The following is a 17,727-nucleotide window of genomic DNA, read 5'->3' as shown; positions in this document are numbered from 1 at the left end:
CCGGAGGAGGCCTTCGGCCGGCGGTCTTCGCGATGGGCGATGTCACAGGGAGGATGCATGAACGCAGATGCCGTCCAGCTGCCGAAGCGGACGCAGGTGGTGGTGGTCGGCGGCGGCCCTGCCGGCCTGCTGCTGGCGCTCCTCCTCCACCGCGCGGGGCTCGACTGCGTCGTGCTCGAACGGCGCAGCCGCGACTACGTCCTGTCGCGGATCCGCGCCGGCGTCCTCGAACAGGGCACCACCGATCTGTTGCGCACCGCCGGCGTCGGCGCGCGGATGGACCGCGAGGGCCTCGTCCATGACGGCTTCGACATCGCCTGGCGGGGCGACACGCTGCATATCGACCTGCGCGAACTTTCCGGCGGCAAGACCGTGATGGTCTACGGCCAGACCGAGGTGACGCACGATCTCTACGATGCCCTCGACGAGGCCGGCGTGCCGGTCGTCCACGAGGCGCTGGACGCCCGCCCGCAGGACATCGACACCGGGCGGCCCTTCGTCACCTTTCGAACCGAGGCGGGGGGCGATCAGCGGATCGACTGCGACTTCGTCGCCGGCTGCGACGGCTTCCATGGCGTCTGCCGCACGATCATTCCGGACGACAGGATCGAGACCTTCGAGCGGGTCTATCCCTTCGGCTGGCTCGGCATCCTCGTCCGCCAGCCGCCGATCCAGGAAGAGCTGGTCTACGCCCATCATACCCGGGGCTTTGCCCTCTGCTCGCTGCGCAATCCGCATCTGTCGCGCTACTATGTGCAGTGCAGCCTCGAGGATCGCATCGAGGACTGGCCGGACGAGCGCTTCTTCGACGAGCTCGCCGCGCGGCTGCCGGAGCGCATCGCGGCCAATCTCCAGCGCGGCCCGTCGGTCGAAAAATCCATCGCGCCGCTGCGCTCCTTCGTCGCCGAGCCGATGCGCTTCGGCAGCCTGTTCCTCGCCGGCGATGCCGCCCACATCGTGCCGCCGACCGGCGCGAAGGGGCTCAATCTCGCCGTCTCCGATATCTTCTACCTCTCGCGCGCCCTCGTCGCCCACTATCTGGAGAAGGATTCCGGCCTGCTCGACAGCTATTCGACGGACGCCCTCGCCCGCGTCTGGAAGGCCGAGCGCTTTTCCTGGTGGTTCACCTCGATGATCCACCGCTTCGAGGACGACGGCAGCTTCGGCCAGCGGATTCAGGAAGCCGAGTTCGACTTCCTCGCAAGCTCGAAGGCGGCTCAGACGGCGCTCGCCGAGAACTATGTCGGCCTGCCATTCTGATGACCCGGCGCCGCAACCGGTAGCGCTCTCAGGCACAGCGACCGACCGTCAGCGCCCCTCCGGGTCGTAGGCCAGCGCGGAAACCGGCACGATCTCGATGCCGCGCTGTTCGGCCGCCGGGATCCAGCGGGCGATCACGTCGATCGACTGGTCGAAGGCCGAGGCGACGCCGATGGCAGAGCCCTGCGCGCGCGCGACCTTTTCCAGCATGTCGAGCTGGCTGGCGATTGCCGCGGGATCCTGCTGAGCGTCCAGCAGGACGTCCGCTGTCGCCGCCGGCACGCCAGCCAGAAGCGCGGTGTCCTTGCCGCGCGAGCGCGCCGACGTGCCGTCGTCGAGATACATCAGGCCGCGCCGGCCGAGCTCTGCGATGAACGGGTCCATCGCCGCTTTGTCACCAGTAAAGCCCGCGCCCATGTAGTTCATCACGCCGACATAGTTGGTGATCTTGCCGAGCGAGGCGTAGAGCGCCGAGAAGTCCCCCTCCGCCGCCGCCTTGGCCGTGAGCGTGTCGGCACCGGGATCGACATCGGGATAGCCGACCGGCTCGAGCGGCACCTGCAGGACGAGCTCGTGGCCGCCGCGCCTCGCCGCCTGCATCCAGCGATCGAGGCTGTTGCCGGCCGGCGAAAAGCCGAAGGTCACGCCGCCCGGAAGCTGGTCGACGGCCTCCATGCTGCCGCTCTGGCTGATGCCGACGCCGCCGACGACGATGGCGATGCGGGTCGCCGGCTTGCCGCTCGATGCGCCGCGATAGACGTCGAAGGGCCGCCTGCCGTCCGCCGCGCGGACCGGCAGCGGGCCATATTGGCTGTCCTCGATGAAATCGGGATCGGGCAGATGGGCGACGGTGGGCGACTGGCGGTAGGAGGTCGCCTCCTCGACATGAAAGGTCACCCGGCCGGTCTGCGGGTTCGGGCTGATGATCGTCGGTCCGCTCGGCCGCGGCAGCGGCTTGGCGACGACCGGCTGCGGCGCCACCTTCGCGACGTCGGCTGCCGGGCTTGCGGGAGGTTCGGCGAGGACATCGACGAAGCGGCGGGGAGCCTGACCCTCGAAGGCCGTCTCGGCCGAGCCGCAGACGATCGCCGCGGCGGCCGCGAAGACGAGGACGGACGACAGCCGGGGCAGCGGCAGCGCTGCGCGCCGCCGCGGCCGGTCGAGCCCCAGGGGCCGATAGAGTTCGCCTTCGATGGACATGCATCAACGACTATCGGCGCAAGCTTTCGCGGGGCTCGCCATGCCGTTGCGGAATCAACCGACGAAAAAGCCCGGCCGCACTGGCGACCGGGCTGTTTTGGTGCCGGATCGGGCGGGCGGCTGGCGCCCGCGCCGGATCAGTTGTTGACGCTGGCGTTGGCTTCCTGCTTGGGCGGGAACATCGCGTTGGTCTTCTTGCCGTTCAGAAGGTCGAGCGCATACTGGAGCTGCAGGTCGTCCTTCTTTTCCGGCGGGATGTAGTCGAGCGAACCCGAGCCCTCGTCGGTCTCTTCCTTGCCCGGGATGTGGCCGCGCAGGGAGGACTCGCCGCGGACGATCTCGTCCTCGCCGTCGAGACCCATCTGGTCGCGGATCTCCTTCGGCAGCGGCTGCTCGACGGTGATGTCCGGATTGATGCCGCGGCCCTGGATCGAGCTGCCGGACGGCGTGTAGTAGAGCGCCGTCGTCAGCCGCAGGGCGCCGTTCTGGCCGAGCGGGATGATCGTCTGGACCGAGCCCTTGCCGAAGGACCTTGTGCCGACGATGGTCGCGCGGCGCTGATCCTGCAGCGCACCGGCGACGATTTCCGAAGCCGAGGCCGATCCGCCGTTCACCAGCACCACCAGCGGCTTGCCGTCGATGTCGTCGCCGGAGCGGGCGTTGTAGCGCCGGGTCTCGTCGGAGTTGCGGCCGCGGGTCGAGACGATCTCGCCATTGTTGAGGAAGGCGTCGGACACCGACACCGCCTCGTCGAGAAGGCCGCCCGGATTGCGCCGCAGGTCGACGATGTAGCCCTTGAGCTTGTCCTCGCCGACCTTCTCCTTGATGTCGGCGATGGCGTCCTCGAGGCCGACCGTGGTCTGCTCGTTGAACTTCAGCAGCTTGATGTAGCCGACGTCGCCCTCGACCGAGTGACGGACGGACGGAACCTTGATCTCGGCGCGGGTCAGCGTCAGGCGCACCGGCTTGGTCGCCCCCTCGCGGATGATCGTCAGCGTCACCTTGGAGCCGATGTCGCCCTTCATCTTGTCGACGGCTTCACCGAGAGTCAGGCCGCGGACCTGCTCGCCGTTGATCTCGGCGATCAGGTCGCCGGCGAGAACGCCGGCCTTGTCCGCCGGGGTGCCCTCGAAGGGCGAAACCACCTTGACGAGCTCGTCCTGCATGGTGACTTCGATGCCGAGGCCACCGAACTGGCCGCGGGTCTCGGTCCGCATCTCGGCGGCTTCCTTGGCGTTCATGTAGCTCGAATGCGGGTCGAGCGAGGTGAGCATGCCGTTGATCGCCGTCTCGATCAGCTTCTGATCGTCGGGCTTGTCGACATACTGGGCGCGGACACGTTCGAAGACGTCGCCGAAGATCGCAAGCTGGCGATAGGTATCGGACCCGGCGGCGTTGGCGACGCCCGGGCTCTGGCTGACCACGGTCATCGCCGTGGCTCCCATCAGCACGCCGGCGAAGAGTATCGATAGCTTACGAATCATTCCTCGTCCTTCCAGAGGGTTCTTCCGTCCACCAGGGGGTCGGATCGACCGGTTTCCCGTCTTTGCGAAATTCGACGTAGAGCGCAGGCTCGGCCGCGCCGAACTCCGCCACCTGAACACTTGCCAGCCGCCGCGCACCCATCAGCGCCACCGGCTCCCCTGCCGAAACGAACTGGCCACTCGACACGTCGATACGGTCCATGCCGGCCAAGACGATATGATAGCCATCGCCGGCATCAAGGATCAAGAGTTCGCCATAAGAGCGGAAGGGTCCGGCGTAGAGCACCCGGCCGTCCGCCGGCGCGATGACGACGTCGCCGGGCCGAGACGCGAAGGACAGTCCGGTCGATGGCCTGCCGATGTCGTCCTTCTCACCGAATCCAATGATCTGTCTCCCGAGCACGGGTTTCGACAAACGAGCCTTGAGTGTCGAAAATGCGGCGGCAGGTTCAAGTAACATCGTGTTGTTTCTCAAAGCCGCGATGTCATAGGCCTTTCGGTCCGGGGCGTCGTCCTCGAGCGCGGCGACGCGGGTCGCCTCTTCAGGCTCCGTCGAAGCCACCTCGCCTGCGTCCGGTTGGCCGGCATCGGGTGATTCACCCGGAGCCGGTTCTCGCGCAGCGAGATCCGTCGCCGGTGGCTCGGCGCCCGCATCTGGCGGCTGCGGGCCGGTCGCTCCCGCGATTTCTGTCGGCGCGTCCTCGCCTTCGCCGCTCTTGGCGGTCACCCGGCCGGTCTGTCCTTCTGCTGTCCGGGTCGCTGCCCCCTCCCCGTCGCTCTTCGAGCGGTCGAGAGCGAGCCTTTCATGCGCATCGGCGACGTCGCGATTGGCTTTCGAGGCGCGCGCTTCGGCCTCGGCGATCTTCTTGGCTTCCGCCGCCTGCCGTGCCGCCTCTCGGGCCTTTGCCGCGTCCGCTTCGGCCTGCAGCGAGGCGATGAGGTCCTTCAGCCCCTCCGCCTTGCGGGCGAGTTCGGCCGCCCTCTCGGTCTCGGCCTTGCGGCGCTCGCGGCTGTCGGCTTCGAGCCGACGCTTTTCCGCAAACAGGTTCTCGAGCCGCGCTTCCTCCTCGCGATGCTCCTTCATCTGGGCAACGAAGCGATCCTTCTCGGCGACGATCGCCGTCTTGACGCCCCGCAGCTTTTCGAGATCGGCGACGAGTGCCTCGGCATCCTTGCGCATCTTCGGAACGACGGCGCCAAGGAGGATCGCGCTGCGCACCGCGCCGAGGGCGTCGCGCGGGCGCACCAGCAGCGCCGGCGGCGGCTTGCGCCCCATCCGCTCCAGCGCGGCGAGCACTTCGGCAAGGACGCCGCGGCGAGAGGCGAGCGAGGCGCGGATCTCCGCCTCCTGGCGATCGAGGCCGGTGATCCGCTCCTCGGTCGCATCGAGCCCGGCGCTGATCCGCCGCTGGGACTGCGTCGCCTCCTTGAGGGCTGCCGCCAGCTTGTCCCGGTCGGCGGCGATCGAGACGAGTTCGTCGTCGAGCGAGCGGATCGTCGATTCGGAAAGTTCGATGCGGGAGGCAAGGTCGGCAAGGTCGGCGGCCGTCTTCTTCCGCCGCGCCTCGATGGCGCCGGCCGACATCGAGATCGAGGCGTCGGGGCCGGCCATCGCCGCCTTGGAGATGGCCGCGACTTCGGTCGGATCGGTGTCGGATTTGGCGGGTGCCGCAGCAGGTCGGCCGACGAGGATGAGCAGTGCCGCCAGCATGGAGCCGGCGAGCAGCATGGCCGGGCGGGCACGCTTGCCGCGCAGGTCGTCGGGGTCTTCGACACCCCCGCCGCTTCTCGGTCCTGCAGTCACGCCGCTTCGTCCTGTCCTCACCCCGCCGACGATAGAATCAAGCCGTTAACAATCGATCAACCATCATTGCGGCCCGGCGACCGAATGCCACGCTGCGAGCTATCGCTGCACCTCAAGCAGCGAAAGCCCGTCCATCGCGGGCGAACCACTGCGATAGCACATTTCCCAGTCCTCGGCCTGTGGTCGTAGGGCGACAATGCCGAATTCGCGTGGTTCGTGACAGCCGCGATGCGCCTTCAGCGAGATAGCCCCATCTCCAGGGGCCAGGGCCTGCCGCCCCGCCGCACAGTGAACCGACCAAGGGGCCGGCCGCCAATTCCGGCGTGCCGCCCTCAGGCGCGATGATAGGGATGGCCGGAAAGGATGGTCGCGGCCCGGTAGAGCTGTTCGGCGAGCATTAGCCGGGCGATCTGGTGCGGAAAGGTCATCCGGCCGAAGGAGAGCCGCCTCTCCGCCGTTGCGGCGAAATCCGGGTCATGGCCGTCGGGACCGCCGATGATGAAACAGGCGTCGCGCCGCCCGGCGTCGCGGAGATCGCCGACGAAGCTTGCAAATTCTTCCGAAGACAGGCTGTCGCCGCGCTCGTCGAAGACGATGCGCACGCAATCCGCATCGAGGCCGGCGGCAAGTTTCGCCGCCTCCTCCTTCCGCCTTTCGGCGACGGTCTGCAGCCGCGATTCGACGATTTCCCGCGTGCCGCGAAAGTCGAGGCCGACCTGCCCGCCGACCTTTTCGAGCCGGCCGAGATAGCGCTCGACCAGCGCCTGGTCCGGGCCCTTCTTCATCCGCCCGACGGCGGCGATGGTCACACGCATGTCGATCGCCCTTTGACGGGCCATGTCTGGAAGGAATGATCGGCCGCAGGCGTTCCGCCTCGCCGTTCGAAGCAGGACGCTTCGGCGCTGGCCGGACGCAGCCGCAACGGCGATGGCGCCTGCCCGCCGCTGCCGAGGGGCCGGCTACCGAAAAACCCGCGCAAAAGCCGGTGCGCGCGGACCGTTTCCGCGCCGAAAACCCGCTTCTTCGCCCGTCCGCGACGATCAGTGGATCGTCGCGTCTCCGCCGTCGCCGACGGTCCACATCTTCTCGATATTGTAGAAGCTGCGGATTTCGGGGCGGAAGATATGGACAATGATGTCGCCCGTATCGATCAGCACCCAGTCGCCGTGTTGGAGGCCTTCGACCTTGGCGCTGCCGAGACCATGCTCCTTGATGTGACGCAGGAGGTGATCGGCAATGGCCATGACGTGGCGGTTGGACCGTCCGGAGACGACCACCATGAAGTCGGCGATCGCCGACTTGCCAGTCAGATCGATGGAGACGAGGTCCTCGCATTTGGAGTCTTCGAGACTCTGGATCACGAGGTCGATGGCGGTCCCGCCGGCCGAGATGTCGGTCGCAGGCGCTTCAGAAGGAGAAGTCTCGAAGACCCCCTTCGCTTCAGCCGCTTGTCTCAGTGTCGTTTTCCCTTTCCCGGGGTCAACTTGCCGGCATCCCAGCGATGCTGGCAGCAATAATGTAGGCAATGTTCCGTGTCCGTTTCAAGACGTTCCGGCAACGGCATTGCGAAGCCTCGTCGAAGAGGCTTCGTTGCGTGGCCCGAACAGGAAGGTCCAGGCCGGCGCCTGACGATAGGGCAGGATGCTTGCGCGTTCCTGTGCGACCCGCGCGAAGGCGTAGCGCCGGGCAAAGGGCGAGGCGAGCGCCGGAAAGGTCATCCCCGGCCGGTCGACGACGGCGATCGGCACGTTGTCGGCGATCCAGCGCCATTCCTGCCAGCGGTGAAAGCTCGCCATCGAGTCGGCGCCCATCACCCAGACGATCCGCATGTCCGGCCGGCGACGCTTCACCAGCGCCAGCGTGTCGGCGGTAAAGCGCACCTTGTAGCGGGCCTCGAAGGCGGTGACCGTCGACTTCGCCGGCGAGGCGAACTGGTGAACGAGGTCGATCCGCTCGTCGAGCGGTCGCAGCGCGCCGTGGTCCTTCAAAGGGTTGCCGGGCGTCACCACCCACCAGATGCGCGTCAGGCCGAGCCGCCGCACGGCCGTTTCGGCGACGAGGCGATGGCCTTCATGGGGCGGGTTGAACGAGCCGCCGAAGACGCCGACGATCATCTGGCCGTTGCCGGGCGGGATCGCCAGCGCCGAGCCCGCCGTGGCGGCATCGAACGGCCCGGCCGGACGCGCCTCTTTCCAGCTGGTCTCCCCCGGTTCCATCACGGCCGCGTCTGGCCGCTGCCGCGGACGCGGTAGTTGAAGCTCGTCAGCTGCTCGACGCCCACCGGCCCGCGGGCATGCATCTTGCCGGTGGCGATGCCGATCTCCCCGCCCATGCCGAACTCGCCGCCATCGGCGAACTGGGTCGAGGCGTTGTGGAGGAGGATCGCCGAGTCGATGCCGGCAAAGAAGGCCGCCACCGCCGCTTCGTCCTCGGCAAGGATCGCCTCGGTATGGTGGGAGGAATATGTCTCGATATGCGCGATCGCCCCCTCGACACCGTCGACCAGGGCGACGGAAATGATCGCGTCGAGATATTCGGTGGAAAAGTCGGTCTCGTCCGCAAGGCCGGCCTTCGGATAGAGCGCCCTCACCTCCGCGCTGGCGCGGATCTCGCAGCCTTTTTCGGCGAGCGCGTCGAGGATCGGCGCAAGATGGCTCGCCGCCACCTTTCTGTCGACCAGCAGCGTCTCGGCCGAACCGCAGATGCCGGTCCGCCTCATCTTCGAATTCGCCACCACCTCGACCGCCATGGTGAGGTCGGCCGACGCGTCGACATAGACGTGGCAGAGGCCTTCCAGATGGGCGAAGACCGGCACCCGCGCCTCGTCCTGAACCCTGGCCACAAGCGACTTGCCGCCGCGCGGCACGATGACGTCGATGTTGCCGGCAAGGCCCTTCAGCATCTCGCCCACCGCCGCCCGATCCGTCACCGGGACGATCTGGATCGCGTCGCCCGGCAGGCCCGCGGCCTTCAGCCCGTCCGCCAGCGCCGCCTGGATCGCCCGTGACGAGCGCGCCGAGTCCGAGCCGCCGCGCAGGATCACCGCATTGCCGGCCTTCAGGCAGAGGCCGCCGGCATCGGCAGTGACGTTCGGCCGGCTCTCGTAGATGACGCCGATGACGCCGAGCGGCGTCCTGACGCGCTCGATCTTCAGGCCGTTCGGCCGCTCCCAGGCGGCGATTGTGTCGCCGACGGGATCGGGAAGGTCGGCGATCGCCCGCAGCCCCTCGGACATCGCGATGATCCGGGCGGCGTTAAGCGTCAGCCGGTCGAGGAAGGCCGCGGTCATGCCGGCCTCCTGAGCTGCCGCGACGTCCTCGCCATTGGCTTCGAGGATCGCCGGCATGGCGGCGTTGACGGCGTCCGCCATGGCGTTCAGCGCCGCGTCCTTCTGTTCGCGCGGCGAAAGCGCCAAAATGCGGGAGGCGGCGCGGGCGCGCCGGCCGATATCGTCCATGATCGCGCCGACCGAGCCGGCGTCTGTCTCTGCCCTGTCGAGCATCTGGCGTTTCCCTCTATCCTGCTTCGACCGCATTGCGGCCGGCCAGCTCGTCGTCTTCCGCGATCAGGCTGGCGACCTCCGCAGCTATGCTTTCGACGGCCTGGCTGAGCACCAGGTCGTCGCGATGAATCATGGCGGCGCGGGCCTCGTAGCCGAGCGCCTCGCTCACCGCCGACGAGCGCAGCCCGGCAATCTTGCGGGCGTCGTCGGAATCATAGGCGACGATGCCGCGCGCCACCTCCGAGCCGTCGCGGCGGGTGATCATCACCGGATCGCCGCGCGAGAAGGCACCATGCACCGAGACGACACCGGCCGCGAGCAGGCTCTTGCCCGACGTCAGCGCCGCGATCGCGCCCTCGTCGACGACAAGCGCCCCGTTCATCTGCAGATGGCCAGCGATCCAGCGCTTGCGGGCGCTGCGCGGGGTGCCGGAGGGCAGAAACATCGTCGCCCGCTCGCCGCGCTCGATGGCAGAGAGCGGATAGAGACGCTGGCCGGCAGTGATGATCATCGCGGTGCCGGAGCCGGTGGCGATCTTGCCGGCGTCGATCTTGGTCTTCATGCCGCCGCGCGACAGCTCCGACCCGGCGCTGCCGGCCATTGCCTCGATTTCGGGAGTGATATGCTCGACCAGAGGGATATGGGCGGCGTCCGGATCCTCGGATGGCGGGGCGGTGTAGAGCCCGTCGATGTCGGAAAGCAGGATCAGGAGGTCGGCATCGACCATGGTGGCGACGCGGGCCGCCAGGCGGTCGTTGTCGCCGTAGCGGATCTCGCTGGTCGCGACCGTGTCGTTCTCGTTGATCACCGGCACCGCGCCCATGTCGATCAGCGTCGCCAGCGTGGCGCGAGCATTGAGATAGCGCCGGCGCTCCTCGGTGTCGCCGATGGTCAGCAGGATCTGACCGGTTTCGAGCCCGTGGCGGCCGAGAATTTCGGAATAGGTCCGCGACAGCGCGATCTGGCCGACCGCCGCCGCCGCCTGGTTCTCCTCGAGACGCAGCGCGCCGCGCGGCATCTTCAGGAGCTTGCGGCCCATGGCGATGGCGCCGGAGGAGACGACGAGCACCTGCCGCCCCTCGGAGACCAGCCGGGCGATGTCCTCGCCGAGGGATTCCAGCCAGGTGCGCTTCATGCCGCGCTCGCGGTCGACGAGCAGCGACGAGCCGATCTTGACGACGATCCGCTGATGGCCCTGGAGGAGATTGCCCATCACGCGTTTCCCGCCGCAGCGCCATCCGCCGCGACCGCCTCGTCCGACGGAGCGAGACCGGCGATTTCCGCGCGCATGCGGCGGAGCGCCTCGGTCATCCCCTCGCCGCTGACCGCCGAAAGCGCCAGCGGCTCGACACCTGCGGCCTCGCGGAGTTCGGCAAGCTTTGCCGCGCGGTCCTCCCCGGCGATCGTATCGATCTGCGACAAGGCGACGATCTCCGGCTTGTCGGCAATGCCGTGACCATAGGCCTCGAGCTCGCGGCGCACGGTGCGATAGGCCTTGCCGACGTTCTCCTCCATCGCCGAGACGAGATGCAGCAGGGTCGCCGTCCGCTCGACATGGCCCAAAAACCGGTCGCCGATCCCGACGCCCTCATGGGCACCCTCGATCAGGCCTGGGATGTCGGCAATGACGAATTCAGCGTCATCGATTTTCGCGACGCCGAGGCCCGGATGCAGCGTCGTGAAGGGATAGTCGGCGATCTTCGGCCGGGCCCTGGTCACCGAGGCGAGGAAGGTCGACTTGCCGGCATTGGGCAGGCCAACGAGGCCGGCATCGGCGATCAGCTTCAGACGCAGCCAGATCGTCAGTTCCTCGCCCGGCAGGCCGGGATTGGCGTGGCGCGGCGCCTGGTTCACCGACGACTTGAAATACGCGTTGCCGAAGCCGCCATTGCCGCCGGCGGCGATGCGATGCCGCTCGCCGACCTCGGTGATGTCGCAGATCAGCGTCTCGTTGTCCTCGGCGAAGATCTGCGTTCCTGCCGGCACCTTCAGCGTCACGTCGGCGCCCTTGCCGCCGTTGCGGTTGCGGCCCATGCCGTGCATGCCGGTCTTGGCCTTGAAGTGCTGCTGGTAGCGATAGTCGATCAGCGTGTTGAGGCCGGCGACACCCTCGATCCAGACGTCGCCGCCGCGGCCGCCGTCACCGCCGTCCGGGCCGCCGAACTCGATGAACTTCTCCCGCCGGAACGAGACCGAGCCCGCGCCGCCGTCGCCGGAGCGCACATAGACTTTCGCCTGGTCGAGGAACTTCATCGTTCTACCGTCTTCATCCGTCGCCAGCGGGCCCATCATCGGCCCGCGTCACGTCTTTTTCGTCGCCGGTCGGCGCATGGCGCGCGACCGAACACTTATTGGTCTTACCGCTTCCCGCGCTCGAAAATCACGTCGGAGACCGCGACCGGTATTCCGAATTTCGAGATCGTCACTCGGTTCGCAACCATGTCCGGTGCACACCATGCCATCTCATGGCGAAACCCCAGGATCGAGTGGCCGCCACCTGGCGCATAACCGTCATAGGAGAGGACGACGCCGCCCGCAAAGCTGTGGCCTTCGACCGGCACTGGCGGCGCCATGGTCCCGTCGCCGAGTTCCGTCGTAACCGACCCGCGATAGCTCCCATCGGACGCACGCACGAGATCCCACTGCTGCAGGGGTTTGCCATCATCGAACTGGAACCGCTCGTCGAGATGCAGGCGACCCCCCCTCACCTTGCCGGAAAACGCAGCAGTGAAGTGGCTCTTCGAAAAGAGAAGTGTCGTGGTTGTACCGCTGGAGGTGGCTCGACCATCGAAGAAGGCGAGAAGTGACAGCGACGCGGCAGAGGTCGCACCGCGGCCACCAGCGGAAGACGCTCCTGCGTTTGCGGCGGCAGCCGGGGAAACGGCCACATTCAGGATCATGCCCGCAGCAATGGCGAGCATGAAAACGGCCTCACGGCACCACCGCCGAGCGGTTGCTTCAGCATTCGCGATCATCGTGCCTCTCCCCAGGATTTCAGCGACCGCCAGCAGCTGCGGTCGAGGCTGAAATGCTCCGACGCCACACGCCCGGCCGACACCGTTTCGATCATGCCGTTGCCGGAGAAGCGGAAGCCGCATTTCCAGATGACCCGGCGCGAGGCCTCGTTGATCACCCGGCAGCTGACGGTGATCTCGTCGAGACCGAGCGCGGTAAAGCCGTAGTCGATCGCCGCATGGGCCGCCTCGGTGGCATAGCCGTTGCCCCAGAAGGGACGGCCGATCCAGAAGCCGAGTTCGCCGCGCTTCGGCCGCCTGTCGTCCGGCTGAACGCCACAGATCCCGACGAGATCGCCGGTCGCCTTCAGGCAGATGGCGAAGACGGTCTCGTCGCCATGGTCGCGGATGAAGTCCTCCGCATGGTCCCGCGTGTAGGGCCAGGGCACCCGGGACAGCATCTTCACGACGTCGTAGTCGTCGAGCAGTTCGGCGATCGCTTCGGCGTCGTCAGGCGCCGGCGGCCGCAGCCTCAGCCTCGGGGAGACGAGAGCCCGAGGCGCGCCCGTCCGCGGTCTCGGCCTTTCCGTCATCTCTTCGGTCATCGCATCGTCCTTCCTCTCAAGCGAAAAGGGGAGACGGCGATCCATCTCCCCTTCCGCTCGATCCGTCAGGCAATGCCTTCTGGCTGGTTGAGCGCCGGGTCGTTGGAACGCCGGCGCTCAGAAGCTCCGGTCATTCGGCGGCTTCGGCTTTCGGCATAATCGCGACGTAGGTTCGGCCATTGGCCTTCTTCTGGAAGGCGACTGTGCCTTCCGCCTTGGCGAAAAGGGTGTGATCCTTGCCAAGGCCGACATTGGCGCCCGGATGCCAGCGCGTGCCGCGCTGACGTACGAGGATGTTGCCGGCAATCACGGCTTCGCCACCGAATTTCTTCACGCCGAGGCGCTTGGACTCCGAGTCGCGACCGTTGCGCGAGGAACCGCCAGCTTTCTTATGTGCCATCGTTCAATCTCCTTGCCTGTCTCAGGCAGCGGACCGTCCGGAGAGGTCCTTCGAATTTCGTTTCTGGACCGCCGGCGCCTTACTTGGCGCCAAGGGCCTTCGCCTGCTCGCGCCAGTCGCTGATCTGCGCCGCCGAGAAGGGCATCGCGGCGTCGATCCGCTCGATGTCCTCGTCGGTGAAGGCGGCGATCTGCGCGAAGGTGGTGATGCCCTGCGCGTTCAGCTGCTTCTCCGCGACCGGGCCGATGCCCTTGATCTTGGTCAGCTTGTCGGCGTCGCCCGCGGGTGCCGTGAACATCGGCGTCTCGGGTGCGGCGACCTCGGCTTCCGCGGCCTCTTCCTTCTGCGGCTTGGCGGCCTTGGCCTTGCCGGACGGCGCCTTGCCGTCGGTCAGGATCTCGGCCACACGAACCATCGTCAGATCCTGGCGATGGCCGCGGGTGCGCTTGGAGTTCTGGCGACGGCGCTTCTTGAAGGAGATGACCTTCTTGCCACGTGTCTGCTCGACGATCTCGAGGCTGACGCTCGCTCCCTTGACGAAGGGAGCGCCGATCGACGAGCCGACCATCAGCACCTCGCTGAGGGTGACGAGATCACCGGCCTCGCCGGGAATGCGCTCGATGGTGAACTTGTCTTCGGCGGCGACGCGGTACTGCTTGCCACCGGTCTTGATGACTGCGAACATTTTTTCTCCGTTCGTCAGACCAGCTCTCGTGCCGCGAAGGGCGCGGGCCGTCTTCTTGTTCAGTCGGTTGCGGATTGGGCGAATGGGGTACGGACACACCTACCCCTAGAATGCGGTTCCTATAGTGGTTGAAATCCGCAAGGTCAAGGCGCCGCAGCCCCTTGCGCACAGCCGATGCGGCATCACCCACGGCCCTGCCGCCGATCAGCGCGGGATCTGGTGCCGCTCCGTCACAAAAGCGGTCTCCCGCTCGCTGTCCTCGCTCTCGGCCGGGGCCGGCGGCGGATCGACCGCCTCGCCCGACGTCCGACCCTTTGCCGGCGGCGTTTCCGGCGCCGGCGACGAGGACGCGCCGCCGCGCGGATCGGCGCTTGGGACGCCAGCCCCGGCACCACTTTCGGCAGAAGGAGCAACCGGCACGGACGGCGCCGCCTGCGGGGCCACGGGACCGCCGTCGGTCGCAGGGTCGCCGCTTCCGGTGGCGGGCGCCGCCGCGCCCTCCCCGCGTCCTGCATCCGCCGGCGCGTCGCCGCCAGCCGGCTTGTCACCGCTCGGTGGTTTGTCGCCGCCGAGAATCAGCGCCCAGAGGTCGTCCGTCGCCTTGCGCGCCTGATCGAGCGGCAGCACCAGCCTGCCGCTGCCAGCAGCCCTCGTCAGCTCGTCGCGCAGCCGGGCCGCAGTGCGGTCGCCGCCGGCCGCCGCGATCGACGCCCAGCCATAGGCCCGCATGATGTTGCGGGGCATCTCGGCGCCTTCGTAATAGGCATAGGCGAGGCGGCGGATCGTCGGCCAGTCGCGGCTGCGGAAAGCCTCGATCTCCGTCGCCCGCTGGCGCTCGCCGACCGGCGTCTGCCGCCATGTCGCGACGGCCTCGTCCTCGGCGCCGACGATTTCCGCCGGGCTCAGCCGCCGCCCGACCGCGACGAGGCTCTCGGCGGCATGGGGCAGCCCTTCGGCCAGCGCCAGGTCGAGCGCCACATAGCTCGGCACCAGCTTGTCCTGGCCGATGGCGATGTAGGGATCGGTGGCGATCGTCCGGGCGAGCAGCGCGACGGCGGCGCGATTGCCGTCCATCGCCGCGGGCATGATCAGCGCGAGCGCCCGGCCGGCATTCTGCGGCGTCCCGCGTCCTTCCAGCAGCGTTTCGGCAAGGCCGAGAACATCTGCCAGCGGCGCATCCGGCGCGAGCTGGACCTCCTGGGGCGAGAGCAGTGCCTGGCGCGGCGTCTGCCCGGCGGCAACGTCCGGCTGGAGGGCTTCGACGTCTTCGGCGGTGACGGCCCCGTCGGTCAGGCGCGAAAGGTCGAAGGGCTCCTGCGGCCGGAAGGAAACCGACAGCCGGTCGGGGGCCTTGAGGAAGGCCTGGACGGCCGCCGACCAGGCGCCCGCCCGCTGCGTCAGGGCCGGCGTCGGTCCGCCCGGCAGTTTTTCGAAGACCCCGGCGACAGCGGCACCGGCGATCAGCCCGGCAGCGCCTTTCGCGGCCTGGGGATCGAGACCCTGCTGGCCTCCGAGCACGTCATAAAGCACCGGCACGAGGCCCATGTCGGTGAAGGCGAAGTCCGCCGTTCGCAGGCGGCCGCGGATCTCGGGCTTGCCGCCCGCGGCGTCCCCCTCGATGCTGTCGAGCGGGGCAAGAAAGTGAAAGCCCCGGAGGTCGGCATCGAGGTCGATCGCCCCGATGCCGTCGAAGCGGGCCGTCGCCTCGACGAGATAGTCGGCCCGGGGCGCGTCGAGCGTGAAACCGATGGTGACGTTGCCGACGACGATCCTGCGTCCGAGCTTGTCGAGAACGTCACGCACGGTGGGGTCGAGCGGCAGCGGCCGGGTGTCGACCGCGACGTCGTCGAGGATCAGCTGGTCGGCGGCGATCCGCATCTGGCCGACGCGAAAATGCACCTTGTCGCGGTCGACCTGCAGCCCGCTCACCACCAGCGAGCGGGTGATCGGATCGTAGCGCCGGCCGGAATAGGTGATCTGGGCAACGCTTCTGAGCGAGGTGACGGCGAAGTCGAAGAGATAGGGTGCGTAGGGCAGGACGAGATCGGACAGTCCGCCGGCGTCCTCGGCGATCTTCGCCGGCGTCGGTGCCGCCGTCTGGGCAGGGGCCGGACCGGCCATCGCAACGGCCAAGATCAGCGCCGCCGCGAAACGCGCGGCGAATCTTCGCATCATCGTCTTCCTCCCATTCCCGCCGACATTCAAAAGACGCCCATGCCGGCCGGCACCACCTGCGATTCCGGGATCGATTGTAGCCAAGGCCGGGCGGGAATCCCACCGGCGAAAAATCCGATCAAGACATAAACAAATGTTTATATCCTCTTGTCCCGCTGCTCCTCCCCTGCTAAAGCCGGCGCCAACGATCAGGCGTCCATGCGCCGCGTTTTCCGAACAACCGCATCGAGAAAGGGAGTTCCGACAGTATGAGCGAACAGACCGACTACATCGTCAAGGACATTGCGCTCGCCGACTACGGCCGCAAGGAACTGGACATCGCGGAGACCGAAATGCCGGGCCTGATGGCCTGCCGCGAGGAATTCGGCGCCGACAAGCCGCTGAAGGGCGCCCGGATCACCGGCTCGCTCCACATGACGATCCAGACCGGCGTTCTCATTGAGACGCTCGTCGCCCTCGGCGCCGATGTCCGCTGGGCCTCCTGCAACATCTTTTCGACTCAGGACCACGCCGCCGCCGCGATCGCCGCCGCCGGCGTTCCGGTCTTCGCCATCAAGGGCGAGACCCTCGAGGAATACTGGACCTACACCGACAAGATCTTCCAGTGGCCGGACGGCCAGCCGTCGAACATGATCCTCGATGACGGCGGCGACGCCACGATGTACATCCTCACCGGCGCGCGCGCCGAGGCGGGCGAGGACGTCCTGTCCAATCCCGGTAGCGAGGAGGAGAAGATCCTCTTTGCCCAGATCAAGAAGCGCATGGCCGAGACCCCGGGCTTCTTCACCAGGCAGCGCGATGCCATCAAGGGCGTCACCGAGGAGACGACCACCGGCGTCAACCGCCTCTATCAGCTGCAGAAGAAGGGCCTGCTGCCTTTCCCCGCGATCAACGTCAACGACAGCGTCACCAAGTCGAAATTCGACAACAAGTACGGCTGCAAGGAATCGCTGGTCGACGGCATCCGCCGCGGCACCGACGTGATGATGGCCGGCAAGGTCGCCGTCGTCTGCGGCTATGGCGACGTCGGCAAGGGTTCGGCCGCCTCGCTCCAGGGCGCCGGCGCCCGCGTCAAGGTCACCGAGGTCGATCCGATCTGCGCGCTGCAGGCGGCGATGGACGGCTTCGAGGTGGTGCAGCTCGAGGACGTCGTCGCTTCCGCCGACATCTTCATCACCACCACCGGCAACAAGGACGTCATCCGCATCGAGCACATGCGCGAGATGAAGGACATGGCGATCGTCGGCAATATCGGCCACTTCGACAACGAGATTCAGGTCGACGCCCTGAAGAACCTCAAGTGGACGAACATCAAGCCGCAGGTCGACATGGTCGAGTTTCCCAAGGGCAACCGCATGCTGCTGCTCTCGGAAGGTCGCCTCCTCAACCTCGGCAACGCCACCGGTCATCCGAGCTTCGTGATGTCGGCGTCCTTCACCAACCAGACGCTGGCGCAGATCGAGCTGTTCACCAAGGGCGGCCAGTACCAGAACCAGGTCTATGTCCTGCCCAAGCATCTCGACGAGAAGGTCGCTCGACTTCACCTCGGCAAGCTCGGCGCAAGGCTCTCCGAGCTCTCGGAAGAACAGGCCGCCTATATCGGCGTGACGCCTCAGGGTCCTTACAAGCCAGAGCATTATCGCTACTGATTTGCAGCC

Annotated in this window: 16 protein-coding genes; 2 read left to right on the top strand and 14 right to left on the bottom strand. The window is 67.4% G+C overall.

What is annotated here, in order from left to right:
• The first annotated feature begins 57 nt into the window (after positions 1-57).
• Positions 58-1,260: a 4-hydroxybenzoate 3-monooxygenase gene (pobA, locus tag E3C22_RS16180; protein WP_134763098.1), complete on the top strand. Its 1,203-nt coding sequence runs from the start codon at positions 58-60 to the stop codon at positions 1,258-1,260.
• 48 nt (positions 1,261-1,308) lie between these two features.
• On the opposite strand, the gene E3C22_RS16175 is transcribed toward pobA, so the two are convergent.
• The 14 genes from E3C22_RS16175 to E3C22_RS16110 all read right to left on the bottom strand — a co-directional run bounded on the left by E3C22_RS16175 (position 1,309) and on the right by E3C22_RS16110 (position 16,069).
• Positions 1,309-2,460 (bottom strand): divergent polysaccharide deacetylase family protein, encoded by a 1,152-nt coding sequence (locus tag E3C22_RS16175; RefSeq protein ID WP_134763097.1) that lies wholly within the window; start codon positions 2,458-2,460, stop codon positions 1,309-1,311.
• A gap of 137 nt (positions 2,461-2,597) precedes the next feature.
• A complete protein-coding gene (locus E3C22_RS16170) occupies positions 2,598-3,944 on the bottom strand; it encodes a S41 family peptidase (protein WP_134763096.1) in 1,347 nt (448 codons plus the stop codon).
• Complete coding sequence (locus tag E3C22_RS16165) at positions 3,934-5,748, bottom strand: murein hydrolase activator EnvC family protein (RefSeq protein ID WP_245515037.1); 1,815 nt, start codon at positions 5,746-5,748, stop codon at positions 3,934-3,936. Before E3C22_RS16165 ends, E3C22_RS16170 begins: the two co-directional genes overlap by 11 nt.
• A gap of 332 nt (positions 5,749-6,080) precedes the next feature.
• Complete coding sequence (rlmH, locus tag E3C22_RS16160) at positions 6,081-6,563, bottom strand: 23S rRNA (pseudouridine(1915)-N(3))-methyltransferase RlmH (protein WP_134763095.1); 483 nt, start codon at positions 6,561-6,563, stop codon at positions 6,081-6,083.
• Positions 6,564-6,788: 225 nt separating this feature from the next.
• Positions 6,789-7,247 (bottom strand): ribosome silencing factor, encoded by a 459-nt coding sequence (gene rsfS, locus E3C22_RS16155; protein WP_425364991.1) that lies wholly within the window; start codon positions 7,245-7,247, stop codon positions 6,789-6,791.
• Positions 7,248-7,289: 42 nt separating this feature from the next.
• On the bottom strand, positions 7,290-7,862 hold the full coding sequence (locus E3C22_RS16150) for a nicotinate-nucleotide adenylyltransferase (RefSeq protein WP_134763327.1): 573 nt from the start codon (positions 7,860-7,862) through the stop codon (positions 7,290-7,292).
• Between the two features lie 101 nt (positions 7,863-7,963).
• Positions 7,964-9,250 carry a glutamate-5-semialdehyde dehydrogenase gene (locus E3C22_RS16145; protein ID WP_134763093.1) on the bottom strand — a complete coding sequence of 429 codons (1,287 nt, stop codon included), beginning with the start codon at positions 9,248-9,250 and terminating at the stop codon, positions 7,964-7,966.
• A 13-nt stretch (positions 9,251-9,263) separates the two neighbouring features.
• Positions 9,264-10,463: a glutamate 5-kinase gene (proB, locus tag E3C22_RS16140; protein ID WP_134763092.1), complete on the bottom strand. Its 1,200-nt coding sequence runs from the start codon at positions 10,461-10,463 to the stop codon at positions 9,264-9,266.
• A complete protein-coding gene (obgE, locus tag E3C22_RS16135) occupies positions 10,463-11,503 on the bottom strand; it encodes a GTPase ObgE (RefSeq protein ID WP_134763091.1) in 1,041 nt (346 codons plus the stop codon). Before obgE ends, proB begins: the two co-directional genes overlap by 1 nt.
• Positions 11,504-11,607: 104 nt before the next feature.
• Entirely contained in the window at positions 11,608-12,225 is a 618-nt protein-coding gene (locus E3C22_RS16130; RefSeq protein WP_167591800.1) for a DUF3833 family protein, read from the bottom strand.
• On the bottom strand, positions 12,222-12,809 hold the full coding sequence (locus tag E3C22_RS16125; protein ID WP_245515036.1) for a GNAT family N-acetyltransferase: 588 nt from the start codon (positions 12,807-12,809) through the stop codon (positions 12,222-12,224). The genes E3C22_RS16130 and E3C22_RS16125 overlap by 4 nt, the downstream gene beginning before the upstream one ends.
• Positions 12,810-12,939: 130 nt before the next feature.
• Positions 12,940-13,209, bottom strand: a complete 270-nt coding sequence (rpmA, locus tag E3C22_RS16120; RefSeq protein ID WP_134763089.1) for a 50S ribosomal protein L27 — start codon at positions 13,207-13,209, stop codon at positions 12,940-12,942.
• A gap of 79 nt (positions 13,210-13,288) precedes the next feature.
• The gene (locus E3C22_RS16115; RefSeq protein WP_134763088.1) at positions 13,289-13,894 is read right to left on the bottom strand and encodes a 50S ribosomal protein L21; all 606 of its coding nucleotides are present in this window, start codon (positions 13,892-13,894) and stop codon (positions 13,289-13,291) included.
• 204 nt (positions 13,895-14,098) lie between these two features.
• Positions 14,099-16,069, bottom strand: coding sequence for an SEL1-like repeat protein (locus E3C22_RS16110; protein WP_134763087.1), 1,971 nt, complete (start codon positions 16,067-16,069; stop codon positions 14,099-14,101).
• Between the two features lie 248 nt (positions 16,070-16,317).
• Between E3C22_RS16110 and ahcY the strand changes: the two genes are divergently transcribed.
• Entirely contained in the window at positions 16,318-17,718 is a 1,401-nt protein-coding gene (ahcY, locus tag E3C22_RS16105; protein ID WP_134763086.1) for an adenosylhomocysteinase, read from the top strand.
• Positions 17,719-17,727: the final 9 nt, after the last annotated feature.

It is taken from the genome of Jiella endophytica (assembly GCF_004519335.1).
GTDB lineage: Bacteria > Pseudomonadota > Alphaproteobacteria > Rhizobiales > Rhizobiaceae > Jiella > Jiella endophytica.
Note: the sequence above shows the minus strand (reverse complement) of the source record. Positions and strands in the feature narration are given on the sequence as shown.